The following is a 21,963-nucleotide window of genomic DNA, read 5'->3' on the forward strand; positions in this document are numbered from 1 at the left end:
ATGGACGCCGAGACCATCTACCGCACGCTGTTCTCGGCCTACGCCGACGCGCTGCTGCTCGTCGACCCGGCTGGCCGCATCGTGCTGGCCAACCCGGCCGCGACGGCGCTGCTGGGCTACTCGCCCGAGGAGTTCGACGGCCTCTCGGTCGACGCCCTCGTGCCCGACGCCATCCGACCGCGCCACGCAGCCTACCGCGAGGGCTACGGCAAGGCGCCACGCCCGCGGCCGATGGGCACGCAGATGGACCTGGTGGCGCGGCGCAAGGACGGCACCGAGGTGCTGGTCGAGATCGCGCTGAGCCCGCTGCAGGACCAGGGCCTGCCCTACGTCGTGGCGGCCATCCGCGACATCGGCGGCTACCCGCGCGTGAAGCAGGCCCTGAAGCGCGCGCGCTATGCCGAGTTCGTCGCGGACGTGGGCCGCATGGCCGTCGACACGCGCGACCCGCAGCAGTTGCTGCAGCGCATCCCGCAGGCCGCCGTCGACGCGCTGCAGGCCGACGCCGCGATCGTCTTCCTGCTGGAACCTGACCGCCAGGCCTTCCGCGTGGCCGGCTGCGCGGGTCAGGTGCCTCCCGAGCAGCTCGGCAGCCGCCTGCCCAACCGGCCCGACACGCCGCCGGGCTTCGTCGCTGCCCAGGACCGGGCCGTGCTGGTGGCTGACTACGCCGCCGAGACACGCTTCGCCGTGCCGGCCAGCTACCTGGAGGCAGGCCTGGTCAGTGCGTTGGCCGTGCCGCTGAGCGACCGCGGCCAGACCGTCGGCGCGCTGACCGTGCGCTCACGTCAGGTGGAGCGCTTCGGCGACGACGAGGTGCACTTCCTGCAGTCGCTGGCGCACCTGCTGACGGCCAGCCTGCAGCGCGCGCAGACCGAGGAGCAGCTCAACCATTCGCAGCGCCTGGAAAGCGTGGGCCAGCTGACCGGCGGCATCGCGCACGACTTCAACAACCTGCTGACCATCATCCAGGGCAATCTGCAGGTGCTGGAGGACTTGCCCGTCGTCGCGGGCGATGCCGTCGCGCCGCAGCTCGTCGGCGCCGCGATGCGTGCCTCCAAACGCGGCGCCGAGCTGACCGCCAAGCTGCTGGCCTTCTCGCGCCGCCAGGTGCTGCAGCCCACGCGCGTGGACGTGTCGGCGCTGCTTGAATCACTGGCCGACATGCTGCGCCGCACGCTGGACCAGCGCATCCGCATCACCGTGCAGGTGCAGCCCGGCTGCCCGCCCTGCCTGGCCGACCCGGGCCAGCTGGAATCCGCGCTGCTGAACATCGCCATCAACGCCCGCGACGCCATGCCCCAGGGTGGCGACCTCGCCTTCGCCGCCCAGCACTGCGAGGCACTGCCCGCCGAGCTGCAGGGCGGCCGGCCGGAGGGCTATGTGCAGATCGCCATCGCCGACACCGGCGGTGGCATGCCCGAGGCGGTCAAGGAGCGTGCCTTCGAGCCCTTCTTCACGACCAAGGCCGCCGGCCGCGGCACGGGCCTGGGGCTGAGCACGGTCTACGGCTTCGCGAAGCAGTCGCACGGCGCCGTGCTGCTGGACAGCGCCCCCGGCGAAGGCACGACGGTGGCGCTGCTGCTGCCCTGCCACCCGGACGCCGCGCGCGCCGACACGGCTGCGGCCCCGGCGGGTGACGCGGTGCCGGCGGGCCTGCGCGTGCTGCTCGTCGAGGACGAACCGGAGGTGCGCGCCGTCGTCGCCACGTTCCTGCAGGCGCTGGGCTGCGAGGTCAGCGCCGTCGCGACCGCCGAGCTCGCCTTGGCCGAACTGGCGTCCGATGCCGGCTACGGTCTGCTGCTCAGCGACATCGCACTGGGCGCGGGCCAACGCGGCACGCAACTGGCGGCGCAGGCGCAGGTCCGCCTGCCGAGACTGCCGGTGTTGCTGATGTCGGGCTATTCGTCGGAGCTGCTGAACGCCGACGAGGCGTCGGCGTGGGAGCTGCTGCGCAAACCGTTCACGCGCGAGGAACTCGCACGGGCGATCGCGCGGGTGCTGCGCTGATCACTGCAGCGTCGTGCTGACCGGTGCCACGCTGCGCTGCACATAGGCGCCGAGCGCCTGCACGTCGGGAATGCTGACGTCGCGGCGGCCACGCTCGGGGAAGGCGATGAGCTGCTCGCGCGACAAGCGCGACAGCGCGCGGCTGACGGTCTCCAGCGTCATGCCCAGGTAGTTGCCGATCTCGGCGCGCGTCATGCGCAGCGTGATCTGGTCGTGGCGCAGGCCGCGCTGGGCCATCGCGTCGGCCCAGTAGCGCAGGAACTCGGCCACGCGGGCGTCGGCGGACAGCGTGCACAGGCTCAGCAGCGAATCGCGGTCGCGGGTGATCTCGCGGCTCATGGCGGAATGCAGCAGGCCCAACAGTGGCACGTGGCGGGCGCAAGCGGCCAGCAGCGCGTCGTAGCGCACCGTCCAGACCTCGCCGGTGTCCAGCGCAACGGCGTCGCAGCCGTAGTGGCCGCCAGCGATGCCGTCGAAGCCCAGCCAGTCGCCCTTGAAGTGCAGGCCCACGACCTGCTCGCGGCCATCGGCGGCGAGGTTGATGGTCTTGAAGAATCCGGAGTTGATGACGTGCAGCGTGTCGAAAGCCTCTCCGGCCTGGTAGATGCTGTCACCGGCATGCACGATGCGGCGCGAGATGACCACATGGTCCTGCAGCAGGCGCAGCGTGTCGGCGATGCGCTCCGCCACGGCATGCTGGGCAACCGGCGGACGGGGCATGGCGCGGGCGGCGGCGGGGGCTGTGGTGGTCATCATGGCGGGGGCTCCTGGGCTGTGCGGTTCGATGGATGCAGTGTCGGAACCGGCCGATAACCGCCGGACAACAGCCGGCGCCGCTCGGAAACATTCGGTAAACAGTCGGTAAACGAACGCCCCCCGGTTGATCTTCGTCAGCCGCCGCGAGGGCGCCATCGAGCAGACTGACGGCGAGAACGCACAGCCATGCCGCCACCTTTTCCTTCCTGGTCACCCGACGCTCTGGGCCACGACGGCCTTTCCGCGCTGCTGGACAACGCCAACCGGTTCAGCCGCGCCGCGGCCAGCCCCGACGGCCTGCCCCCGCTGCTGCGCGGCAAGCGGCTGGCCCTGCTGAGCAGCGACCACACCAGCCCGGAAGCCCTCGCCTTCCAGAAGGCTGCGACGGAGTTGGGCGCCCACGTGGCCCTGGTGCGTGCGGATGCCGCATCGGGACCGCGCAGCCTGGCCGCGTTGCTGGGCCAGCTCTACGACGCCATCGAGTGCCAGGGTGTCGACGATGCCGCGCTGCGCGCACTCGACCGTGAAGCCGGCGTGCCGGTGTTCAACAACATCGGCAGCGCCGCACATCCGCTCTACGCGATGGCCGGCGCTGCCGACCCCCACCGCCTGCTGCAGGCCCTGCTGTGCAGGGCCTTGTCCTGATCAGCTCGACATCCACGGAAGCCCGCGCAGGCGCTCGCGCTTTTCCTCTTCCTCGAAGTGCGCGAGCGACGGCTTGATGAGGTCGCTGCGCGTCACCAGCCCGATCAGCAGCATGGAGTGCGCGTCACGCACCACCGGCAGCCTGTCGAGCCTGTGACGGGCGAGCCGGGTCGCGACCGCGCGGCAGTTGTCGGTGGCAAGCGTGAACGCGGGTGGCACGTCCCCGCAGGCGTCGCCCACCGTTGCCGTGCCGGCATGCCCGGCCAGCAGCGCACGGTCCGCCATGCCCACGACGACGCCGTCGCGCAGCACGGGGAAGCCGCGGTGCGCCTGTCCGGGGCCGAAGTGCAGGGCCAGCGCCTCTGACACGGTCAGCGCTGCGTCCATGCACTGCACGTCGCGCGTCATCACCTCCTCGACGCTGTGGCGTTCCAGCGGGTCGACGCCGTACTCGCGGTAGATGTGGTGTCCGCGACGGGCGATCTTCTCCGTGAGGATGGAGCGACGCATCGTCAGCACCGTGAAGCCGTAGGCCACCGCCGACGTCGTCAGCAGCGGCAGCAGCGCGTTGCTGTCGTGCGTGAGCCCGAAGGCGAAGATGGTGGCCGTGAGCGGTGCACGCATCGTGCCGCCCAGCGTCGCCGCCATGCACACCATCGGCCACAGCAGCGGGTCGCCGCCCGGGATGAAGTGCGACAGCAGCACGCCAAGCCCGGCGCCCATCATCAGCAGCGGCGCCAGCACGCCACCCGATGTGCCCGAGGCCAGCGAGACGACCCAGATCACCGCCTTGACGGCCAGCAGTGCGAGCACCACACCCAGCGCAAGCCGGTTGTTGAGCAGGTCGCCGATGACGTCGTAGCCCACGCCCAGCGCGCGCGGCTGCAGCCAGCCGCCGATGCCGATGGCCAGGCCGCCCAGGGCGGGCCACCACATCCAGTGCAGCGGCAGGCGGCCAAACCAGTCCTCGACCTTGTAGAGCGACAGCGACAGCGAGGCCGCCAGCGCGCCGCAGAACACGCCGGCCCCCACGCACCACACCAGCGTCATCGGTCCGGGCACCGATGTCTGCAACGGGAACAGCGGGCCAGCCGCCATCAGCAGAGGCCGCGTGAAGCCCGCCGTCGCACAGGCCACGGCCACCGGCAGCAGACTGCGCGGCCGCAGTTCGAACAGCAGCAACTCGACGGCCAGCAGCACGGCCGCGACGGGCGTGCCGAACACGGCCGTCATGCCGGCGGTGGCCCCCGCCACGAGCAAGGCCTTGCGCTCGGCCGCCGTGAGGTGGAAGTACTGCGCGATCAGCGAGCCGATGGCGCCGCCGGTCATGATGATGGGCCCCTCGGCGCCGAACGGGCCGCCGCTGCCGATGACGATGCCCGACGACAGCGGCTTGAGCAGCGCCACCTTGGGCGACATGCGGCTCTTGCCGAACAGGATGGCCTCGATGGCCTCCGGGATGCCGTGGCCGCGGATCTTGTCGGAGCCGAACCGCGCCACCAGCCCGACGATGAGCCCGCCGATGACAGGCACCGCGATGACCCACGCGCCCAATGTGTGCGTGGCCGGTGAACGATCTGCCAGCGAAAAGCTCTGGAAGAAGAACAGGTTGGTGAAGAAGCGGATCAGGTCGAGCAGCACGCGCGCGGCGACGGTGCCCAGCATGCCGATGACGATGGCCATGGCGGTGATGCGCAGCAGCCGGGCATCGAGAGCGAAGTCGCCGCGGTGCGGCGTGCGGGCGCGGGCAGGGGTGTGGAGGCTCATGGCTGTTCGGGCATGTCGATCTGCGGCACCTTGAACACGCCCTTCAGCGAGCGCAGTTCGGCGCGGTGGAGTTCGGCCAGACGCTCCAGCAGCCGCTGGCCGTCGGGCAGCAGGTGCACCTCGACCTGACGGCGGTCGCTTTCGCTCTGGCGGCGCTCGACCAGCGCCTGCGCCTCGCAGCGCGTGACCAGCGTGACGGCGGCATGCGGCTGCAACTGCAGGCGCTCGGCGATGTCCCCCACCGAAGCCCATTCGCGGCCGGGCTGGCCCTTGATGTGCAGCAGCACGAGGTACTGCTGCGGCGTGAGCCCTTCGGCCTGCGCGGCGCGTTCCGAGAAGCGCTCGAAGCGGCGCATCTGGTAACGGAAGTCGGACAGGGACTCGAAGTCCTTCTTGGTCAGTTGGCGTGGAAGAGGTGGCATTCCAGCGGCGCAAAGCTCCATTATATATCGCGACGCGATATATTTTTGGGCCCGGCCGGCGCCGGGTCGAGCACCGCGCGCCAACCAGGGTCTTTTGCATTCCGGCGTCGGCATCGCTAGAATTCGTTAGACAGCTAATGATTAGCAACAAATCCAATAATCAGACAACCACCCCGACGACCATGGCCTCCACTGAAGAACGCTTCTCGATGGCGTTGCACCACACGACGCGCATCTGGCGCCAGGCGCTGGACCGCCGCCTCAAGGACCTGGGCGTGGGCCAGGCCGGCTGGATGGCCATCGCCAACATCGCCAAGTCCAAGGACGCGCTGTCGCAGATCGAGCTGGCCAACCGGCTGGGCGTCGAAGGCCCCACCGTCGTCAGCCTCGTGGACCGCCTCGTCAAGGCCGAACTGGTCGTGCGCGTGCCGTCCGAGACCGACCGGCGCATCAAGCACGTCGTGCTGACCGACGCCGGCCAGGCGCTGTACGCCAAGGTCAGGACCGCTGCCGACGCCTACCGCAAGGAGATGCTGGCCGGCATCGACAAGTCCCGGCTGGAGGCTGCCGTCGAGGTGCTGGAAGAACTGCAGGCCAAGATCGAGGCCAGCCTGTGACCGCAGCCGCCGTCCAGGGCGCCGCCCTGCCTGGCAAGGCGGCGCCGGAACTCAACCGCGCCATGATCACCGTGTCGATCATGCTGGCGACGGTCATCCAGGCGCTGGACGGCACCATCGCCAACGTCGCGCTGCCCCACATGCAGGGCAATCTGTCGGCGTCGCAGGATCAGATCACCTGGGTGCTGACGTCCTTCATCGTCGCGTCGGCCATCACGATGCCGCTGACAGGCTGGCTCTGCGACCGCTTCGGCCAGAAGACCATCTTTCTCGCCTCCATCGGCGGGTTCACGGTCGCGTCGGTGCTGTGCGGCATGGCCGGCAACCTGACGGAGATCGTCCTGGCGCGCTTCATCCAGGGCGTGTTCGGCGCGGCGCTGGTGCCGCTGTCGCAGGCGGTGCTGCTGGACATCAACCCGCGCGAGAAGCACGGCCAGGCCATGGCCGTGTGGGGCATGGGCGTCATGATCGGCCCCATCCTCGGGCCCACGCTGGGCGGCTGGCTGACCGACGCCTACAACTGGCGCTGGGTCTTCTTCATCAACGTACCGGTCGGCGCGATGGCGCTGTACGGCGTCTGGAAGTACATCCCCGGTGCGCAGCCCACCCGCAAGATGCGCTTCGACCTGTTCGGCTTCGCGACGCTGTCGCTGGCCATCGGCGCGCTGCAGATGCTGCTGGACCGCGGCGAGCAGAACGACTGGTTCGCATCCCGAGAGACCTGGATCGAGGCCGTGCTGCTGGCCATCAGCTTCGCCTGGTTCGTCGCCCACACGGCGCTGCGGCCGGCAGGGCAGTCGTTCTTCGACTACCGGCTGCTGAAGAACCGCAACTACGTGACCGGCCTGCTGTTCATCGCCATCGTCGGCATGGTGCTGTTCGCCACGCGCGCGCTGACGCCGTCGATGCTGCAGGGCCTGATGGGCTACCCCGCGGCCATAGCCGGCCTCGTCACGGCGCCCAGCGGCCTGGGCACGATGCTGGCGATGCTGGTCGTCGGCAAGCTGGTGGGCAAGGTCGACGTGCGGCTGCTGCTGACCGTGGGCTTCGCGCTGACGGCGTTCTCGCTGTGGCAGATGAGCCAGTACACGCTGGTGCTGTCCAAGGGCAACATCGTCTGGCCCGGCATCGTGCAGGGCGTCGGCCTGGGGCTCGTGTTCGTGCCGCTGAGCACGGCCACGTTCGCGACGCTCGCGCCGCAGATGCGCGCCGACGGCACCGCCATCTACAGCCTCGTGCGCAACATCGGCAGCAGCGTCGGCATCGCGCTGGTGCAGGCCTTCCTGACCCGCAACGTGCAGGTCGCACACGCATCCATCACCGAACACATCAACATCGCCAACCCGATGCTGCAGGACCCGACCGTCACGGCGGTCTACGGCTCTGGCGGCGTGGCGGGCGCGACGCTGCTGAACGCCGAGATCACGCGGCAGGCCTCGATGCTGGCCTACATCGACGACTTCTGGATGATGTTCCTCGTCACGCTGGCCATCATCCCGCTGCTGGTGCTGATCCGCCCGCCCAAGGCCCAGCCCTCCCCACCCGACCCATCCGCCCAGCACGCGGCGATGGAGTGACACCCATGCCATCCCGCTTCAACCCCTTGAATCACACCTTCGCGCTGACCGTGCTGATGGCCACGCTGTCGGCCGTCATGCTGTGCTCATGCGTCAACGTTCCCGCTGAACCCCACGCCGTGGCCGTGCCCGACGCAAGCACGGCCGAACTGCCAGCCGACATCAGACAAGCCGGCAATAACGCGTGGCCTGCCGACCGCTGGTGGACGCGCTACGGCGACGCCCAGCTCGACGCCCTCGTCGACCGCGCGCTGCAGGCCAGCCCGTCGCTGTCTGCCGCCGCGGCGCGCGTCGACGCGGCGCAGTCGGCCCTGGTCGTCACGCGCGCCGCGGCAGGCGCCGAGACCGGCGTGGCAGCCGATGTGAACCGTCAGCGCTACTCGGCCAACGGCCTGTTCCCCGAGCCCATCGGCGGCGGCACGTTCAACGACTTCAGCGTCAAGTTGCAGGCCCGCTACGACTTCGACGTCTGGGGCCGCAACCGCGCCCAGGTCGCCGCCGCCGCAGGAGAGGAGTTCGCACGCAAGGCCGAGGCCGCCCAGGTGCGTGAGAAGCTGGCAGGCTCGGTGGCGCGCAGCTACTTCGAGCTGCAGAGCCAGTGGGCGCTGGCCGCCAACCTGCGCGAGCAGGCCGCGGCGCAGCAGACGCTGATCGACGACAAGGCCCGCCGCGTCGCCCGCGGGCTGTCGTCGGCCGACGAGCCGCGTGCTGAAGCCGCCAAGCTCGCCGACCTGCGCGCCCGCATCGCCGAGGCCGAGGCCGCCGCCACGGGTCAGCGCGAGGCGCTGCGTGCGCTGCTGGGCCACGGCGAGGACGCGCTCGCCGCGCTGCAAGCGCGCCCGCTGCCCGCGGCCCAGGCCACGCTGCCTGCACATCTGGGCTACGAACTGCTGGCCCGTCGCCCCGACCTGCAGGCCGCGCGCTGGCGCGTCGAGGCGTCGATGAACCGTGTCGACGCCGCCCAGGCCGCGTTCTATCCGGACATCAACCTCGCCGGCTCGCTCGGCCTGGATTCGCTGACGCTGCCCAACCTGCTGAAGACGGCCAGCCGCACCTTCTTCGTCGGCCCCACGCTGGCGCTGCCGCTGTTCAGCACCGGCACGCTGAAGGGTCAGCTGGGCCAGACCCGCAGCGCGCGCGACGAGCTTATCGCCGACTACGACCAGCGCGTGCTCGACGCCGTGCGCGACGTGGCCCAGGCCGCCGCCGCGCTGCAAGGCCTGTCCGCCCAGGCCGCCCAGCAACACGAGGCCTCCACGCTGCTGGACGCGCAGCAACGCAGCGCCCAGGCCCGCCAGCGCCAAGGCCTGGCCGACCGTGCCACTACCGTGCAGGCCGACCTCGCCGTGCTGCGCGAGCGCCAGGCCGAACTCCAGCTCGACCGCCAGCGCCTGCAGACCGAAGTCGCGCTGACGCAAGCCCTGGGCGGCGGCTTCCATGCCGAAGCCTCCGCCACGATCTCCCGGAACTGAACCATGTCCACCACCGAACCCGTCACCCCACCTCCACTGGAGCGCAAGCGCCGCTGGGCGCTCGTCGGCATCACGTCACTGTTCGTCGCTGCCGGCGTGCTGTACGCCATCTACTCGGCGCTCGTGCTGTCCAAGCGCGAGACCACCGACAACGCCTACGTCGGCGGCAACCTCGTCACGCTGTCATCGCAGGTCACCGGCAACGTCGCCGAGATCCGCGCCGACGAGACGCAACTCGTGCAGGCCGGCGCCGAGCTCGTGAAGCTGGACCCGGTCGACGCCGAGGTCACGCTGGCCCAGGCCGAAGCCCGGCTGGGCAACACGGTGCGCCAGCTGCGGGAGCGCTACGCCGGCGTGCCGCAGTACGAGGCCACCGTCGAGCTGCGCCGGCAGGACCTCAAGCGTGCCCAGGACGACCTGGCCCGCCGCCAGTCGCTGGCCGCCGACAACACGCTGCCGGCCGAGGAGATCGCCCACGCGCAGCAGGCCGTCAAGACCGCGCAGGCCGCACTGGAAGTCGCCCAACGCCAGGTCGAGGCCGCCCGCGCCGGCCTGCAGGGCGTGACGCTGGCCCAGCACCCCAGCGTGCTGGCCGCGCGCGCCGACTACGTCGCCGCCTGGCTGTCACTGCGCCGCAACGCGGTCGTGTCGCCGGTGTCCGGCTACGTCGGCAAGCGCAGCGTGCAGGTGGGGGGGCGCGTCATCCCCGGCACGGCGCTGATGTCCATCGTGCCGCTGGACCAGCTGTGGGTGGACGCGAACTTCAAGGAGTCCGAGCTGCGCAACATCCGCGTCGGCCAGCCGGCGACGCTGGAAGCCGACGCCTACGGCGGCAAGGTCGAGTACCACGGCAAGGTGCTGGGCCTTTCGCCCGGTACCGGCAGCGCGTTCTCGCTGCTGCCGGCGCAGAACGCGACCGGCAACTGGATCAAGGTGGTGCAGCGCGTGCCCGTGCGCATCGCGCTGGACCCGGCCGAGTTGCGCGAACACCCGCTGCGCATCGGGCTGTCGATGGATGTGACGGTAGACACGCACGACACCGGCGGCCCCGTCCTCGGCGCGCCGGCGCCGGCCACGCCGGCCTATGCGACGAAGGCGCTGAGCCAGCCGCTGCAGCAGGCCGAGCAGGCCGCCGACGCCGTCATCGCACGACAGGCCCGCGGCTGATCCCCCAGGGCCGGCGGCGCCTCAGAGGGTGAGAGGGAATCCGGCGTGCCCGAAAGGGCGCTCCACGCCGTCCCGATCTAGGCGCAAAGCACAGCCGTAGCTCGGGCTACGGCGAGCATTTGCAACGACGAGTGGGGCGGTTTGGGGCGTCAAGGCGGGCATGCCGGATTTGCTCTCACCCTCTCAGAGCTTCAGCTGCGCGAGCGCGGCCTGCACGCCGGCGACGCCACCCACGCGCTGATCATTGATGAAGACCTGGGGCATCTGCCGCACGGCCGGCCCGCACTTCGCGTAGAAGGCCAGACGCTGTTCCTCGTCGTCGATCTTGATTTCCTCGAAGCCCAGGTTGCGGGCCTTGAGCAGGCTCTTGACGGTGTCGCACTGCGGGCAGGCGGACTTGGAGTAGACGACGATCTTGAGTTCCATGGGCGAGAGTCTATGCGCCCGCCTGGGCCGCCACCCAGCGCAGCACACCGTCCGGGCTGCCGAACTCGTCGACGGCGCGCACCGGGATGCCGGGGTGCCGTTCGCGCCACATCGCCGCCAGCGCCGTGCCGGGGCCCATCTCCAGCACGCACTGCGGCTGGCGCTCGGCGAGGCTGTCCATGCAGTCGTCCCAACGCACGGTGCTGGCGATCTGACCGGCCAGCGCCGCCGCGAGGGCGGCCGGACTACGAGCGGCGGCGCCCGTGAAATTGCAGACGACGGGAACCTGCGCCGCGCGCAGGCCGACCGACGCAAGCTGCTGCGCGAACGCCGCCGCGGCCGGCGCCATGGCGGGCGTGTGCGACGCGATGCCGATGGGCAGGCGCGTGCAGCGCAGGCCGGCGGCGCTCCAGCGCGCCGCACCGGCCTCCAACTCAGCGGCCGTGCCGCCAACGATGACGCGCTCCGCGTTGATGCGGATGGCCACGGACAGCGCCGCGTCCGCTTCGGCCAGCCGCAGCGCGTCGGGGCCCTGCACGGCCAGCAGGCCGGTGTGCCGACCCACGACGCTGTCGTCCATGGACTGCGCGCGCACGGCGGCCAGCCGCAGCACCGTGGCGTCGTCGAAGACGCCGGCCGCCGCAAACGCCGCCAGCTCGCCGACGCTGTAGCCGGCCACGGCGACCGGCTGCGGCAGCCGCGCGGCCAGCACACGCCAGGCGGCGAGGCAGACACCGGTCAGCAGCGGCTGCGCGACCACATTCGTGTGCAGCCAGGTCGGGTCGGCGAGCCTCGCGCGCCAGTCCGCGCCCAGCTGCCGCGCCAGCGCTTCCAGCGTCGGCCCCGCCTCGGGCTGCGCCTGCAGCCAGGGCAGCATCGCCACGTGCTGGGCGCCCTGCCCCGGGAACAGCAGCGCCAGGCGCATCAGCTCAGGCGTTCCAGCCAGCAGGCTGCGGCCAGCGTGTCTGCCGCACCACCGGGCGACAGGTTGCGGCGCACGAACTCCGCCGCGATGGCCTCCGTGGCCGCCAGCCCCTCCGGCCCGCCGGCGCCGCCTGCGGCGAGGAAGCCGCGCGCCGCCGCCTGCGCGAAATGCAGCCCGGCCAGCCCGCCGCGATGCGCGAGGTTGCTGTCGTCCAGCACCGCCATCACGGCAAACAGCGTGTCCAGCCGCGCAGCCGTCGTCGACAGGCCTCGGAGCCGGGCGGCTTGCAGCGCGGGCACGGCCGTCTCGAACAGCGTCGGGAAGCCCAGCGCCGCCTCGGCAGACGCGCTGCGCAGGCCCAGCCGGCGTGCGGCCACGCCGCCGGGCAGCGCCGAAGGCCGCAGCGCGCGCGCCGTCAGCGCTTCGCCCCAGCGGCGCGCCAGCGTCTCGCGCAGCGCCACCGGGGTCGGGCGCAGGCCATCGGCCGCCAGCGCGCCGGCCGATGCACACAGCAGGCCCAGCATGAAGATGGCGCCGCGGTGCGTGTTGATGCCGCCGGTGGCCGCCAGCATGCGCGCCTCGGCAGCAATGCCGCAGCGCTCCAGCGCCTCGAACGCCGCGCCGGCAGCGCCCAGCTCGGCGATGCGGACGAAGTAGCCGCGCAGCGCGAACAGGCTGCGCATGAAGGTGTGGGCGTCCATGTCCGCGTGGCTGCCGCGGTCGGTCAGTGTGACGAGCCCGGGTTTGGGCGACAGCGCCAGCTCGTCGTGCAGCGCCAGCGTGGCGGCGCGGCCGATCTCCTGGGCCGTTGGCGCGAGCGACGCGGGCGAGCGATGCGCCCTCATGCCAAGGCTTCCATCGATGTCGGCATCGACGCACTGCGCAGCCGCTTCACGAGCAGCGCCTGCACGCGCCCGCTGCGCCAGGCCAGCCACTCGCGCCAGGCGACGGCGGCGTCGCCGTCGAAGACCAGCTCGCCATCCAGCCGACGCGACGGCGCGGTGAACGCATTGAGCGCCGCGGCCACGGCATCGGCCTGCGCCTCGCCGCTGACGCCGACCCAGACGTCGAGGTCCGAACCCTCGCGCACATGCTGCAGCCCGGTGAGGTGCTGCCAGCCGTGGCTGCCGTAGACGCGCGCCGTCGCGCCGCAGGCCTGCAGCGCCAGAGCCAGTTGGCGGGCCGGCCCGCGCGCGTTCGGCGGCAGCTGCGTGACGAGCTGCTCCAGGCGCGGGAACTCGTCGAAATACAGCACCTCGGTGCGTTGCACGCGCAGCGCCAGGCGGCGCTGGTTCCAGCGCTGAGGAGCGCACAGGCCCACGGCGATGGTGTCATCACCGTCGTCGCCACCGTCACGCTGGCGCGTGACGACCACCGGCAGCCGCCGCTCCGCCCAGTGATGCAGGCAGTCGCGCGCCTGCGCGTCCCAGTCGCCCCGCTGCAGACGTTCCCAGCCCGCGGCCGACAGCCAGGCGATCTGGTGACGGTGCAGCGTGGCCATGGTTGCACTCAGGCCGCGTCGAGCACGCGCTGCACGACGCTGGCGGCCAGGCGCCGGCCGCCGCGCGCGGCGCCGTCTTCGGCACGGCGGTCCTGCGTCGGCGCATCGGCCAGCGCGTCGCGCAGCGCCTGGGCCAGGTCTCCCTGCCAGAGTTTGCGCACGCCGCCCATCGCGACGTAGTTGCGCACGCCGGGCGCGAACACCGGGTTGGATTCGGACAGCTCCGCCAGCAAGGACTCGGGCAGCTTGGTGACGCGGGCCATGGCCGGCAGGCGCATGACGCGGATCTCGGCCTCGGGCAGCGCGTCGCAGGTATCGGCGATGAGGCCGGACGTGATGAAGCCACCGGACAGCGCCTGGTCGTAGACCAGCCCGATGACGCGGTGACCGCGGCGGCGCGCGAAATCGATGCACATGCCGAGGTGGGCCATCGCGCGGTTGATGCCCAGCAGCTCGTCTCGGCGGCGCAGCTGCTGGCCTTGCGTGTCGATCAGCAGCAGGATGGCGCGGCCGGGGTGATGGGTGACGACGTCCAGCACCGCGCGGGCCTGGGCCAGCGCGAGCTGCACGCCGATGGGTGCGTGGGCGGTCGTGCCGATGACGGCCAGTGTTTCACCATCGAACTCGACCTCGCCGCGCAGGAAATCGCCATCGCGGGCGATGCCGTGTTCGGTGCCGAAGAGTCGTTCGGCCAGCAGCGTCCAGTCCATCAGCGCACTCCCAGGCCGTGCAGCGCGGCCACGTCAAGGTCCGGCACGCAGCTTGGCTCGGGCACGCCCAGCGAGGCCCACAGCGGGACGGCCTCGGCGCCGTCGTAAGCCAGCCGCGCGGCCAGCAGCGCGTGTTCCTCTTCGAGCGCGGCCAGCGTGACGGGCCGGGCCGCATCCAGCGCGGCGATGGCGGCCGCGCGGAACCCGGCCACGTCGTCCTCCACCAGCGCATCGCAGTCGCCGCTCAGCCAGCGGTGCTTGCCACCGGTCGTGCGCCAGACCAGCGCACGGTCGCGCGAATCGAACTCCTCGACGCCGTGCGAGGCCTCGATGACCTCGGGGCCGGACATGGCCAGCCGGCCAATGTCGCTCATGACGACGTGGTCGGCGCAGCGCGCGACGATGCCCATGCCGCCGAAGCAGCCGTTGGCGCCGCCGATCAGCACAATGACGGGAATGCCCGCCGCGCGCACGTCCAGCAGCGCGCGCATCACCTCGGACACGGCGATGAGCCCGGCGTTGGCCTCGTGCAGCCGCACGCCGCCGGATTCCGCCAGCAGCAGCACGGCATCGGGCCGGTCGCGCAACGCGCGCTTGAACAGGCCGACCAGCTTGGCGCCATGCACCTCGCCCACGCCGCCGCCCATGAACTCGCCTTCCTGCGCCGCGACGAAGACCGTGCGGCCGGCCAGCGTCGCGCGGCCGATGGCGATGCCGTCATCGAACGCGGCAGGCAGGCCCAGCTGCGCGAGGTGCGGGCTGGTCAGGCGTTCGGCCGGCGGCAGCCATTCGTGAAAGCTGCCGGCGTCCACCAGCTGGGCCAGCCGCTCACGGGCCGAGCATTCGGCATAGGAAATCATGGCTGCAGCTCCTGCGCGGCCTGGTCCAGCCGCAGGCTGACGACGGCGGGCGTGGCGCCCATGTCGTGGATGGACAGCTGCACGCCGGCCAGCTGGTGGCGGGCATGGAAGTCCTGCGCAACGGCGGCCCAGATCGCGCCGAAGCCGCGCGCCGAGGTCTCGATGTGGATGCGGCAGTCGGCGCCGGGCGCGGGCTCCAGCAGCACTTCGAGGTTGCCCGAGCCGACGACGCCGACCAGCACGGGCGTGAAGGCGCCGGCCGCCCGCGTGCCGGGGAAGCTGTAGTCCAGGGTCTCGAGTCCGGGTGTGTTCATCTCAGTTGTCCATCGTGCTGCACGCCACCCACGGCGCAGGAAACTGCGGGCCCAGCGCCGGGCCGCCCCAAGCCGGCCCGCAGGCGATGTGCATGCGGCTCAATGCCGCATGCATCGCCGTCCCCCCAGGGGACCGACTGGGCTTGCCGGCGTTCAGCCGGCGCAAGACCGGGCGAGGGGCGTTCATCTCGGCCCTCACCAGTTGCGGAAGCGCTTGGGTGGGGCATAGAGGCCGCCGGAGGCGCGCACGAGGTCGCGCATGCTGCGCGCCGCGAGCAGGTTGCGCGTGGCCTCGCGCGGGTCAATGCCGAGGTCAGCGGGCCGCTTGATGACGCCCCGGTCGCGCAGGTTCTCCACCATGCGCGCATCGCGCGCCAGGCCCACGGCCGTGTAGCCAGCCACGCCGCGGATGGCCTGCTCGCGCTCCTCGTCGCTGCGGCACAGCAGCAGGTTGGCGATGCCTTCCTCGGTCAGCACGTGGGTCACGTCCTCCCCGTAGATCATGATCGGCGGCAGCGCCATGCCGGCCTGCTGCTGCAGCGTCCAAGCGTCCAGCGTCTCGACGAAGGCGGGCTGCATGTGCTCGCGGAAGGTCTCCACCATCTGCACAACCAGCTTCTGCCCGCGCGGCGTGCCGGCGGCACCTTGCCGGCCCGCCCTCGCCTCGCCGCCGGCCTTGAGCCAGGCCGGGCTGGCGTGGCGGCGGCCGCGGGCGTCGGCACCCATGTTGGGCGCGCCGCCGAAGCCGGTGATGCGGCCCAGCGTCGCCGTGGAGGAATTGCCCTGCAGGTCCATCTGCAGCGTGGAGCCGATGAAGAGGTCGCAGGCGTAATGCCCCGCGGCCTGGCAGAAGGCGCGGTTGCTGCGCAGGCTGCCGTCGGCACCGGTGAAGAAGACGTCGGACCTGGCGCGGATGTAGTCCTCCATGCCCAGCTCGGAACCGAAGCTGTGGATGGACTCCACCCAGCCGGCCTCGATGGCGGGGATCAGCGCCGGATGCGGGTTCAACGCCCAGTGCTTGCAGATCTTGCCCTTGAGCCCGAGCTGTTCGCCATAGGTGGGTAGCAGCAGCTCGATGGCCGCGGTGTCGAAGCCGATGCCGTGGTTGAGGCGCTGCACGCCGTACTCGGCATAGATGCCCTTGATGGCCATCATGGCCATCAGCACCTGGATCTCGCTGATCTGCGCCGGGTCGCGCGTGAACAGCGGTTCGATGAGGTTGGGCCTGGGCGCCTTCACGACGAAGTCCACCCAGTCGGCGGGGATGTCGATGCGGGGCAGCACGTCCACAACCTCGTTGACCTGCGCGATGACCAGGCCGCCCGAGAAGGCCGTGGCCTCGACGATGGCCGGCGTGTCCTCGGTGTTGGGGCCGGTGTAGAGGTTGCCTTGGCGGTCCGCCGCGTGGGCGGCCACCAGCGCGACCTTGGGCGTCAGGTCGACGAAGTAGCGCGCGAACAGCTCCAGGTAGGTGTGGATGGCGCCGATCTCGATGCCACCACTGCTGACCAGCTTGGCCAGCCGGCCGCCCTGCGGGCCGGAGAAGGAGAAGTCCAGCCGCTTGGCGATGCCGGTCTCGAACACGTCGAGGTGCTCGGGCAGCGCCAGCACCGACTGCACCATGTGCAGGTCATGCACGCGCTGCGCATCCACCTGCGTCAACGCCTGGGCGAGGAAGTCGGCCTGCTTCTGGTTGTTGCCCTCCAGGCAGACGCGGTCGCCGGGCTCGAGCACAGCCTCCAGCAGCGCGACGGCTGCGTCCGTCGCGACGTGGCGGCCCTGCAGGCGCGACCCGAGGGCCTCGGCTGCGCGGGCCAGCCGCTCGCGGCGCTGGCGGTCGCGCAGGTTCCAGGCGGGTGCGTTCATCGTCGCCTCCTTCAGCGTGCGGCGTTGACGGCGCCCATGACGGCGTCGGGCAGCAACGTCGCAATGCCGGGGAAGATGCAGATCAGCAGCACCGCCAGCAGCATCAGCAATACGAACGGCAGCACGCCCCAGATGATGTCGCGCAGCTCGATATCGGGCGCGATGTTCTTGATGACGAAGATGTTCAGCCCCACCGGCGGGTGGATGAGGCCGGTCTCCATGACGATGGTCATCAGGATGCCGAACCAGATCAGGTCGAACCCGGCGGCCTTCAGCGGCGGCAGGATGATGGGCGCCGTCATCAGGATGATGCTGACCGGCGGCAGGAAGAAGCCGAGCAGGATCACCATCAGCAGCACCGCGAAGAGCAGCACCCACTTGGACAGCTGCATGCCGACGATCCACTCCGCCGCGGCCTGGCTGATGTGCAGGTAGCTCATCACGTAGGAGAACAGCAGCGACATGCCGATGATGAACATCAGCATGGTCGACTCCTTCAGCGTCGACGTGAGGATGGGGGCCACGTCCTTCGGGCGCCAGACGCCGTAGATCGTCGCGATCAGCAGCAGCGCCAGCAGTGCACCGAGACCGGCGGTTTCGGACGGCGTCGCGAAGCCGCCGTACAGCGCCACCATCACGCCGATCAGCAGCAGCACGAAGGGCACGACGCGGGGCAGCATCTCGAACTTCTGGCGCGTCGTGAAGGTCTCGCGCGCCAGCAGCGCGGAGGCCGCACCGCTGCGCTTGAACTCGGCCTCGGCCAGCGCGTGCTCCTTGCGGTAGCGCAGGCCGGCGTAGACGGCGAACAGCACCACCAGCAGCACGCCCGGGAAGATACCGGCCAGGAACAACCGGCCCAGCGACTGCTCGGCCGCCACCGCGTACAGGATCATCGTGATGGACGGCGGCAGCAGGATGCCCAGCGTGCCGCCGGCCGCGATGATGCCGGCCGCGAAACCCGGCGAGTAGCCGCGCTTGCGCATCTCCGGGATGCCGGCGCTGCCGATGGCCGAGCAGGTGGCCGGGCTGGAGCCGGCCATCGCCGCGAACAGCGCGCAGGCGAACACGTTGGCGATGCCCAGGCCGCCGGGGATGCGGCCCATCCACACGTGCATGGCTGCGTACAGGTCCTGCCCCGCGCGGGACTTGCCGATGGCCGCGCCCTTCAGGATGAACAGCGGGATGGAGAGCAGCGTGATGCTGGCCATCTCCTCGTAGACGTTCTGCGTGACGGTGTCCAGTGCCGAGGCCGGCATGAAGAAGGCCATGAACAACACCGCGACGCTGCCGAGCGCGAACGAGATCGGCGCGCCCGAGAACATGAACAGCAGCGTGACGACGCCGAACAGCGAGCCCAGTAAAAGCATGCTCATGCCGCCGCTCCTTGCGTGGGTTTGAACAGGCCGTTGATGCGCGCGGTGAGCTGCACCAGCAGTTGCAGGCTCAGCAGCGTCATGCCGGCGGCCATCAACGCGTAGGGAATCCACAAAGGCGGCGCCCACGAGGACGACGTCGTCTGCCCCTCGGCCCAGGCCTCATGGAACAGCGTCCAGGACTTCCACGCGAAGAAGGCGCAGAACAGCGTGCACATCAGGTCCACCAGCATCAGACGCAGCTTGTTCAGCGAGCGCGGCAGCAGGCCGGCCATGGCCTCGATGCCCACGTGGCCGCGCAGCTGCTGCACGAAGGCGCCGCACATGAAGGTGGCCCCCACGAGGCAGAACACGGCGGCCTCGTCCTGCCAGTCCGTGGACGCCTTCATCACGTAGCGCGAGATGACGCTGTAGGTCAGCACGCAGGACGCGACCAGCAGGGCCAGCATGCCCAGCACGACCATCGTGCGGTTGACGAAGTTCAGCACGCGCGCCACCGGCAGCAGCAGCGCGGGCGTGTCGGGGTCGATGCCGGCGACGGCGGGCGCGCCGATGTCAAGGCCGTGGCTCATGGCGCGCTCAGAGCAGCTTCTGCGCGGCCTTGAGGATGGCGGCGCAGGACTCGTTCTTCTCGCCGAAGTCCTTCCACGCGGTGTCGCGCGCGATGGCCTGCCACTTCTTCAGCGTCGGCTCGTCCATGTCGTAGATCTTGGCGCCGGCCTTGGCGTAGATCGCGGCGGCGGCCTGGTCGTCGGCCTTGGCGGCGTCGCGGGCGAAGACTTCCATCTCGGCGCCGACGGCCATGATGACGTCCTGCTGCGCCTTGGGCAGCCGGTTGAAAACCTCCTTGGAGATCATCAGCGGCTCCAGCATGAACCAGTAGGTGCGCTGGCGGCCCGAGGTCAGGTGCTTGGCGATCTCCTCCAGCTTGAAGGAGATGAAGCTGGTGGAGGATGTCATCGCGGCGTCCATCGCGCCGGTCTGCATGGCGGCGTAGATCTCGTTGGACGGCAGCGTGATGACCGACGCGCCGGCCTGCTTGAGCATCATGTCCATCTCGCGGCTGCCGCCGCGCACCTTCAGGCCCTTGGCGTCGTCCGGCGTCACCATCGGGCGGGAACGGCTGGCCACGCCGCCGGCCTGCCAGACCCAGCTGACGATGATCACGCCCTTGTCGTCCAGCACCTTGGACAGCAGCTTGCCGGCCTCGGCCGTCTTCCAGGCGGCGCCCTGCTCATAACTGGGCACCAGAGCGGGCATCAGGCCGGCGTTGGTCTCGGCCACCTCGCCGCCGGCGTAGGACAGCGGCACCAGGCTCATGTCCAGCGCGCCCTTGCGCATGGCCGAGAACTGGGCGTTGGTCTTCATCAGCGACGAGCCGGGGTAGACCGAGGCCTTCAGCGCGCCGCCGGTGCGCTTCTCGACCTCGACGGCGAACTTGCGGCACAGCCGGTCGCGAAAGTCCCCCTCGGCCAGCGTGCCGCTGGGGAACTGGTGCGAAATCTTCAGGCCGCCCGCCTGGGCGAAGGCATCGGTCCAGCCGGCAGTGGCGGCGGCGCTGGCGGCGGCAGCCACCCATTGGCGTCGAGTCAGGATCATGGCTTGTCTCCAAAGTTCCGCCTTTGCCGGGCGGTATGCGGTTGCAGTTTCGAAGTGACCTTGACGACGGTCAATCAGCCTGAAGGGCCGACCATTACGCCCGCCGAAAAGATCGTGGGTTAACCCTTGAGGTCCTCGGCGTGGCTGCGGCAGGCCGCCAGCAGGGACAACAGGTTGGGGTCGCGCTCCCGCGTGCGCAGGAACACGACGCTGATCTTCTGCCGCATCTGGTAGCGCGGCTGCAGCGGCACCAGGCAGACATTGCGCGGCAGCGCGCTGCGGATGCGGCCCGGCAGCAGCGTGCAGCCGATGCCGCCACCCACCAGGTTCATCAGCGAGAAGATGTCGTTGGTCGTCATGACCACGTTGGGCTCGAAGCCCGCCACACGGAACGCGTCGACGAAGCGGTCGCGCGTCACATAGCCCTCGTTCAGCGACACGAAGCGCTCGTCGGCCAGGGCGCTGAGATCGATCTCCTGCTGCTGCGTGTAGGGCGAGCCCACCGGTGCGGCAAAGAAGATCTCATCCTCGAACAGCAGCTGCGACTCCACGTCCGCCGCCTCCTCGGGCAGGCCCATGATGGTTGCGTCGAGCGTGCCCTCGCGCAGCTTGCGCAGCAGGTCGCTGTTGGAGCCCAGCACCAGCTCGGCCTGGATGTCCGGCTTGCGCAGGCGCAGCCCCATGATCAGGGCCGGCACCGTGACGCTGGTCAGCGAGTACAGCGAGCCGATGCGGATGACATCGGCCGCATAGCCGGCGATCTCGCGCGTGGAGCGGATGCCGTTGGACATGGTCTGCAACACCTCGCGCGCCACATCGGCCAGCGCGTGCGCGGCGTCGTTGGGCTGCAGGTTGCGGCCTTCCAGCCGGAACAGGCTGCAGCGGGTACCCGTCTCCAGCGAGTGCAGCGCCCGGTGCACGCTGACCGCGCTGATGCCCAGCCGCTCGGCGGCACGGGCGAGGCTGCCGCTCTCCATGAACGCGAGCAGGATCTCCAGCTTGCGGAACGTGATCTCTTCGTCGATGCGGTTGAGCATGGCATCGCATCCTAGCGACTGCGCGTGACCACACCGTCATGACGCCACCGCAGGCCGAAAGGGCTGCGGGCGCCGCCTCGCCGGACGGGGCCAGGCCCCGGCGGCCGCCGGCTTTACGTCGCTTCACGGACAAGCCAAACGCCTGGCATATCCCGCGGCGATGCTGCGCCGATGAACCTGACCTCTACCTCTCGCCGCCCACCGGGCGCCCGTGCCCTGCGCGCGGCATCCGCCGCCACGATGCTGCTGATCGCCATCGCCTCGATGCCCGCCACCGCCCAGATGGGAGGCGGCATGGGCGGCGGGATGGGGGGCATGGGCCCGGGCGGCGGTGGCCGGCACGGCGGCGGGAGCCGGGAGGGCGGCAACGCCGCATCCAGCCCGCAGGAGCAGCCCACGCTCGACGACCTGATGGCACCCGACCCCTGGCGCATCTGGCTGGACAAGCTGCAGCTCGACGGCCCGCGTCTCGCGCTGACACCCCAGCAGCAACCGCTGTTCGACGATTTCCTGCGCGAACTCGACATGGCTGCGCAGTTCAACGCCCAACGCGTGAGCCGTGCCGTGCGCCACCACCCCAACTCGGTGTCGGCCCTGGTCGACGTCAGCCGCGACCTGCGCGCGCAATCGGACGACGCCCAGGACTGGATCGCCGCACTCGCCGACCTCAGCCAGCGCTGGGAGGCCCTGCATGCCACGCTGAACCCCGAGCAGCGGGCGCTGGTGGATGCGTCCTACCGGGCGGCGCGTGATTTCAACGCGGCGGGCGGGCGTGGTGGACGCCGGGAGGCGCAGGCAGAGAAGGCTGCGCCGGCGCGCTGACCCGCCAAGCTTCAGGCCGAGCTGGGCTTTTGGGCCGCAAAGAACTCAGCCGCCATGAGGCAGCCTTCCAGCAAAAACGGATTGCAAACCTGACGCA

Annotated in this window: 22 protein-coding genes; 7 read left to right on the top strand and 15 right to left on the bottom strand. The window is 70.7% G+C overall.

Translation table 11 applies throughout. The features are described from left to right. A complete protein-coding gene (locus ACG04R_RS17990; protein WP_394413775.1) occupies positions 1–2,010 on the top strand; it encodes a PAS domain S-box protein in 2,010 nt (669 codons plus the stop codon). Here the strand turns inward: ACG04R_RS17990 and ACG04R_RS17995 are convergent, their stop codons facing one another. Next, positions 2,011–2,766, bottom strand: coding sequence for a Crp/Fnr family transcriptional regulator (locus tag ACG04R_RS17995; RefSeq protein ID WP_394413778.1), 756 nt, complete (start codon positions 2,764–2,766; stop codon positions 2,011–2,013). A gap of 186 nt (positions 2,767–2,952) precedes the next feature. Here ACG04R_RS17995 and ACG04R_RS18000 point away from each other — a divergent pair, with 186 nt between their 5' ends. Next, the gene (locus ACG04R_RS18000) at positions 2,953–3,411 is read left to right on the top strand and encodes a Rossmann-fold NAD(P)-binding domain-containing protein (protein WP_394413781.1); all 459 of its coding nucleotides are present in this window, start codon (positions 2,953–2,955) and stop codon (positions 3,409–3,411) included. Here the strand turns inward: ACG04R_RS18000 and ACG04R_RS18005 are convergent, their stop codons facing one another. Continuing rightward, positions 3,412–5,178, bottom strand: a complete 1,767-nt coding sequence (locus tag ACG04R_RS18005; RefSeq protein WP_394413784.1) for a chloride channel protein — start codon at positions 5,176–5,178, stop codon at positions 3,412–3,414. Beyond that, the gene (locus ACG04R_RS18010; RefSeq protein ID WP_394413787.1) at positions 5,175–5,600 is read right to left on the bottom strand and encodes a MarR family winged helix-turn-helix transcriptional regulator; all 426 of its coding nucleotides are present in this window, start codon (positions 5,598–5,600) and stop codon (positions 5,175–5,177) included. Before ACG04R_RS18010 ends, ACG04R_RS18005 begins: the two co-directional genes overlap by 4 nt. Before the next feature lie 182 nt (positions 5,601–5,782). On the opposite strand from ACG04R_RS18010, the gene ACG04R_RS18015 reads away from it, so the two are divergent. The 4 genes from ACG04R_RS18015 to ACG04R_RS18030 all read left to right on the top strand — a co-directional run bounded on the left by ACG04R_RS18015 (position 5,783) and on the right by ACG04R_RS18030 (position 10,433). After that, on the top strand, positions 5,783–6,217 hold the full coding sequence (locus ACG04R_RS18015; RefSeq protein ID WP_394413790.1) for a MarR family winged helix-turn-helix transcriptional regulator: 435 nt from the start codon (positions 5,783–5,785) through the stop codon (positions 6,215–6,217). A gap of 62 nt (positions 6,218–6,279) precedes the next feature. Continuing rightward, the gene (locus ACG04R_RS18020; RefSeq protein WP_394414281.1) at positions 6,280–7,794 is read left to right on the top strand and encodes a DHA2 family efflux MFS transporter permease subunit; all 1,515 of its coding nucleotides are present in this window, start codon (positions 6,280–6,282) and stop codon (positions 7,792–7,794) included. A 5-nt stretch (positions 7,795–7,799) separates the two neighbouring features. Then, positions 7,800–9,266, top strand: coding sequence for an efflux transporter outer membrane subunit (locus ACG04R_RS18025; RefSeq protein ID WP_394413793.1), 1,467 nt, complete (start codon positions 7,800–7,802; stop codon positions 9,264–9,266). A 3-nt stretch (positions 9,267–9,269) separates the two neighbouring features. Continuing rightward, positions 9,270–10,433, top strand: coding sequence for an HlyD family secretion protein (locus ACG04R_RS18030; RefSeq protein ID WP_394413796.1), 1,164 nt, complete (start codon positions 9,270–9,272; stop codon positions 10,431–10,433). 183 nt (positions 10,434–10,616) lie between these two features. Here ACG04R_RS18030 and ACG04R_RS18035 read toward each other — a convergent pair whose 3' ends face one another. The 12 genes from ACG04R_RS18035 to ACG04R_RS18090 form a co-directional block, all read right to left on the bottom strand. Then, positions 10,617–10,859: a glutaredoxin family protein gene (locus tag ACG04R_RS18035; protein WP_394413799.1), complete on the bottom strand. Its 243-nt coding sequence runs from the start codon at positions 10,857–10,859 to the stop codon at positions 10,617–10,619. A gap of 10 nt (positions 10,860–10,869) precedes the next feature. Then, positions 10,870–11,784: an ACP S-malonyltransferase gene (locus tag ACG04R_RS18040; RefSeq protein ID WP_394413802.1), complete on the bottom strand. Its 915-nt coding sequence runs from the start codon at positions 11,782–11,784 to the stop codon at positions 10,870–10,872. Further along, positions 11,784–12,629 (bottom strand): triphosphoribosyl-dephospho-CoA synthase MdcB, encoded by an 846-nt coding sequence (gene mdcB, locus ACG04R_RS18045; RefSeq protein WP_394413805.1) that lies wholly within the window; start codon positions 12,627–12,629, stop codon positions 11,784–11,786. The genes ACG04R_RS18040 and mdcB overlap by 1 nt, the downstream gene beginning before the upstream one ends. Next, positions 12,626–13,285, bottom strand: coding sequence for a malonate decarboxylase holo-[acyl-carrier-protein] synthase (gene mdcG, locus ACG04R_RS18050; RefSeq protein ID WP_394413808.1), 660 nt, complete (start codon positions 13,283–13,285; stop codon positions 12,626–12,628). Before mdcG ends, mdcB begins: the two co-directional genes overlap by 4 nt. Positions 13,286–13,293: 8 nt before the next feature. Continuing rightward, a complete protein-coding gene (locus ACG04R_RS18055) occupies positions 13,294–13,995 on the bottom strand; it encodes a biotin-independent malonate decarboxylase subunit gamma (RefSeq protein WP_394413811.1) in 702 nt (233 codons plus the stop codon). Continuing rightward, on the bottom strand, positions 13,995–14,855 hold the full coding sequence (locus ACG04R_RS18060; RefSeq protein WP_394413814.1) for a biotin-independent malonate decarboxylase subunit beta: 861 nt from the start codon (positions 14,853–14,855) through the stop codon (positions 13,995–13,997). The genes ACG04R_RS18055 and ACG04R_RS18060 overlap by 1 nt, the downstream gene beginning before the upstream one ends. Then, positions 14,852–15,169 (bottom strand): malonate decarboxylase acyl carrier protein, encoded by a 318-nt coding sequence (mdcC, locus tag ACG04R_RS18065; protein ID WP_394413817.1) that lies wholly within the window; start codon positions 15,167–15,169, stop codon positions 14,852–14,854. Before mdcC ends, ACG04R_RS18060 begins: the two co-directional genes overlap by 4 nt. A gap of 195 nt (positions 15,170–15,364) precedes the next feature. After that, complete coding sequence (mdcA, locus tag ACG04R_RS18070; RefSeq protein WP_394413820.1) at positions 15,365–17,035, bottom strand: malonate decarboxylase subunit alpha; 1,671 nt, start codon at positions 17,033–17,035, stop codon at positions 15,365–15,367. Between the two features lie 11 nt (positions 17,036–17,046). Further along, on the bottom strand, positions 17,047–18,408 hold the full coding sequence (locus tag ACG04R_RS18075) for a TRAP transporter large permease (RefSeq protein WP_394413823.1): 1,362 nt from the start codon (positions 18,406–18,408) through the stop codon (positions 17,047–17,049). Next, positions 18,405–18,980, bottom strand: a complete 576-nt coding sequence (locus tag ACG04R_RS18080; RefSeq protein ID WP_394413826.1) for a TRAP transporter small permease — start codon at positions 18,978–18,980, stop codon at positions 18,405–18,407. The genes ACG04R_RS18075 and ACG04R_RS18080 overlap by 4 nt, the downstream gene beginning before the upstream one ends. Positions 18,981–18,987: 7 nt before the next feature. Beyond that, positions 18,988–20,007, bottom strand: coding sequence for a TRAP transporter substrate-binding protein DctP (dctP, locus tag ACG04R_RS18085; protein ID WP_394413829.1), 1,020 nt, complete (start codon positions 20,005–20,007; stop codon positions 18,988–18,990). A gap of 119 nt (positions 20,008–20,126) precedes the next feature. Beyond that, positions 20,127–21,044, bottom strand: a complete 918-nt coding sequence (locus ACG04R_RS18090) for a LysR family transcriptional regulator (protein ID WP_394413832.1) — start codon at positions 21,042–21,044, stop codon at positions 20,127–20,129. A gap of 171 nt (positions 21,045–21,215) precedes the next feature. Here ACG04R_RS18090 and ACG04R_RS18095 point away from each other — a divergent pair, with 171 nt between their 5' ends. Further along, entirely contained in the window at positions 21,216–21,866 is a 651-nt protein-coding gene (locus tag ACG04R_RS18095; RefSeq protein ID WP_394413835.1) for a hypothetical protein, read from the top strand. Positions 21,867–21,963 lie beyond the last annotated feature (97 nt).

Origin of the sequence: Pelomonas candidula (assembly GCF_043555985.1) — a bacterium.
GTDB classification, from domain to species: domain Bacteria; phylum Pseudomonadota; class Gammaproteobacteria; order Burkholderiales; family Burkholderiaceae_C; genus Pelomonas; species Pelomonas candidula.

Coding starts and splice junctions, on each gene's coding strand:
- ACG04R_RS18060 (WP_394413814.1), bottom strand. CDS start 14,855: ATGATTTCCTATGCCGAATGCTCGGCCCGTGAGCGGCTGGCCCAGCTG.
- mdcA (WP_394413820.1), bottom strand. CDS start 17,035: ATGAACGCACCCGCCTGGAACCTGCGCGACCGCCAGCGCCGCGAGCGG.
- ACG04R_RS17995 (WP_394413778.1), bottom strand. CDS start 2,766: ATGATGACCACCACAGCCCCCGCCGCCGCCCGCGCCATGCCCCGTCCG.
- ACG04R_RS18005 (WP_394413784.1), bottom strand. CDS start 5,178: ATGAGCCTCCACACCCCTGCCCGCGCCCGCACGCCGCACCGCGGCGAC.
- ACG04R_RS18025 (WP_394413793.1), top strand. CDS start 7,800: ATGCCATCCCGCTTCAACCCCTTGAATCACACCTTCGCGCTGACCGTG.
- ACG04R_RS18030 (WP_394413796.1), top strand. CDS start 9,270: ATGTCCACCACCGAACCCGTCACCCCACCTCCACTGGAGCGCAAGCGC.
- ACG04R_RS18020 (WP_394414281.1), top strand. CDS start 6,280: ATGATCACCGTGTCGATCATGCTGGCGACGGTCATCCAGGCGCTGGAC.
- ACG04R_RS18095 (WP_394413835.1), top strand. CDS start 21,216: ATGAACCTGACCTCTACCTCTCGCCGCCCACCGGGCGCCCGTGCCCTG.
- ACG04R_RS18080 (WP_394413826.1), bottom strand. CDS start 18,980: ATGAGCCACGGCCTTGACATCGGCGCGCCCGCCGTCGCCGGCATCGAC.
- ACG04R_RS17990 (WP_394413775.1), top strand. CDS start 1: ATGGACGCCGAGACCATCTACCGCACGCTGTTCTCGGCCTACGCCGAC.
- ACG04R_RS18010 (WP_394413787.1), bottom strand. CDS start 5,600: ATGCCACCTCTTCCACGCCAACTGACCAAGAAGGACTTCGAGTCCCTG.
- mdcB (WP_394413805.1), bottom strand. CDS start 12,629: ATGAGGGCGCATCGCTCGCCCGCGTCGCTCGCGCCAACGGCCCAGGAG.
- ACG04R_RS18015 (WP_394413790.1), top strand. CDS start 5,783: ATGGCCTCCACTGAAGAACGCTTCTCGATGGCGTTGCACCACACGACG.
- ACG04R_RS18055 (WP_394413811.1), bottom strand. CDS start 13,995: ATGGACTGGACGCTGCTGGCCGAACGACTCTTCGGCACCGAACACGGC.
- ACG04R_RS18075 (WP_394413823.1), bottom strand. CDS start 18,408: ATGAGCATGCTTTTACTGGGCTCGCTGTTCGGCGTCGTCACGCTGCTG.
- ACG04R_RS18000 (WP_394413781.1), top strand. CDS start 2,953: ATGCCGCCACCTTTTCCTTCCTGGTCACCCGACGCTCTGGGCCACGAC.
- ACG04R_RS18090 (WP_394413832.1), bottom strand. CDS start 21,044: ATGCTCAACCGCATCGACGAAGAGATCACGTTCCGCAAGCTGGAGATC.
- ACG04R_RS18035 (WP_394413799.1), bottom strand. CDS start 10,859: ATGGAACTCAAGATCGTCGTCTACTCCAAGTCCGCCTGCCCGCAGTGC.
- ACG04R_RS18040 (WP_394413802.1), bottom strand. CDS start 11,784: ATGCGCCTGGCGCTGCTGTTCCCGGGGCAGGGCGCCCAGCACGTGGCG.
- mdcG (WP_394413808.1), bottom strand. CDS start 13,285: ATGGCCACGCTGCACCGTCACCAGATCGCCTGGCTGTCGGCCGCGGGC.
- dctP (WP_394413829.1), bottom strand. CDS start 20,007: ATGATCCTGACTCGACGCCAATGGGTGGCTGCCGCCGCCAGCGCCGCC.
- mdcC (WP_394413817.1), bottom strand. CDS start 15,169: ATGAACACACCCGGACTCGAGACCCTGGACTACAGCTTCCCCGGCACG.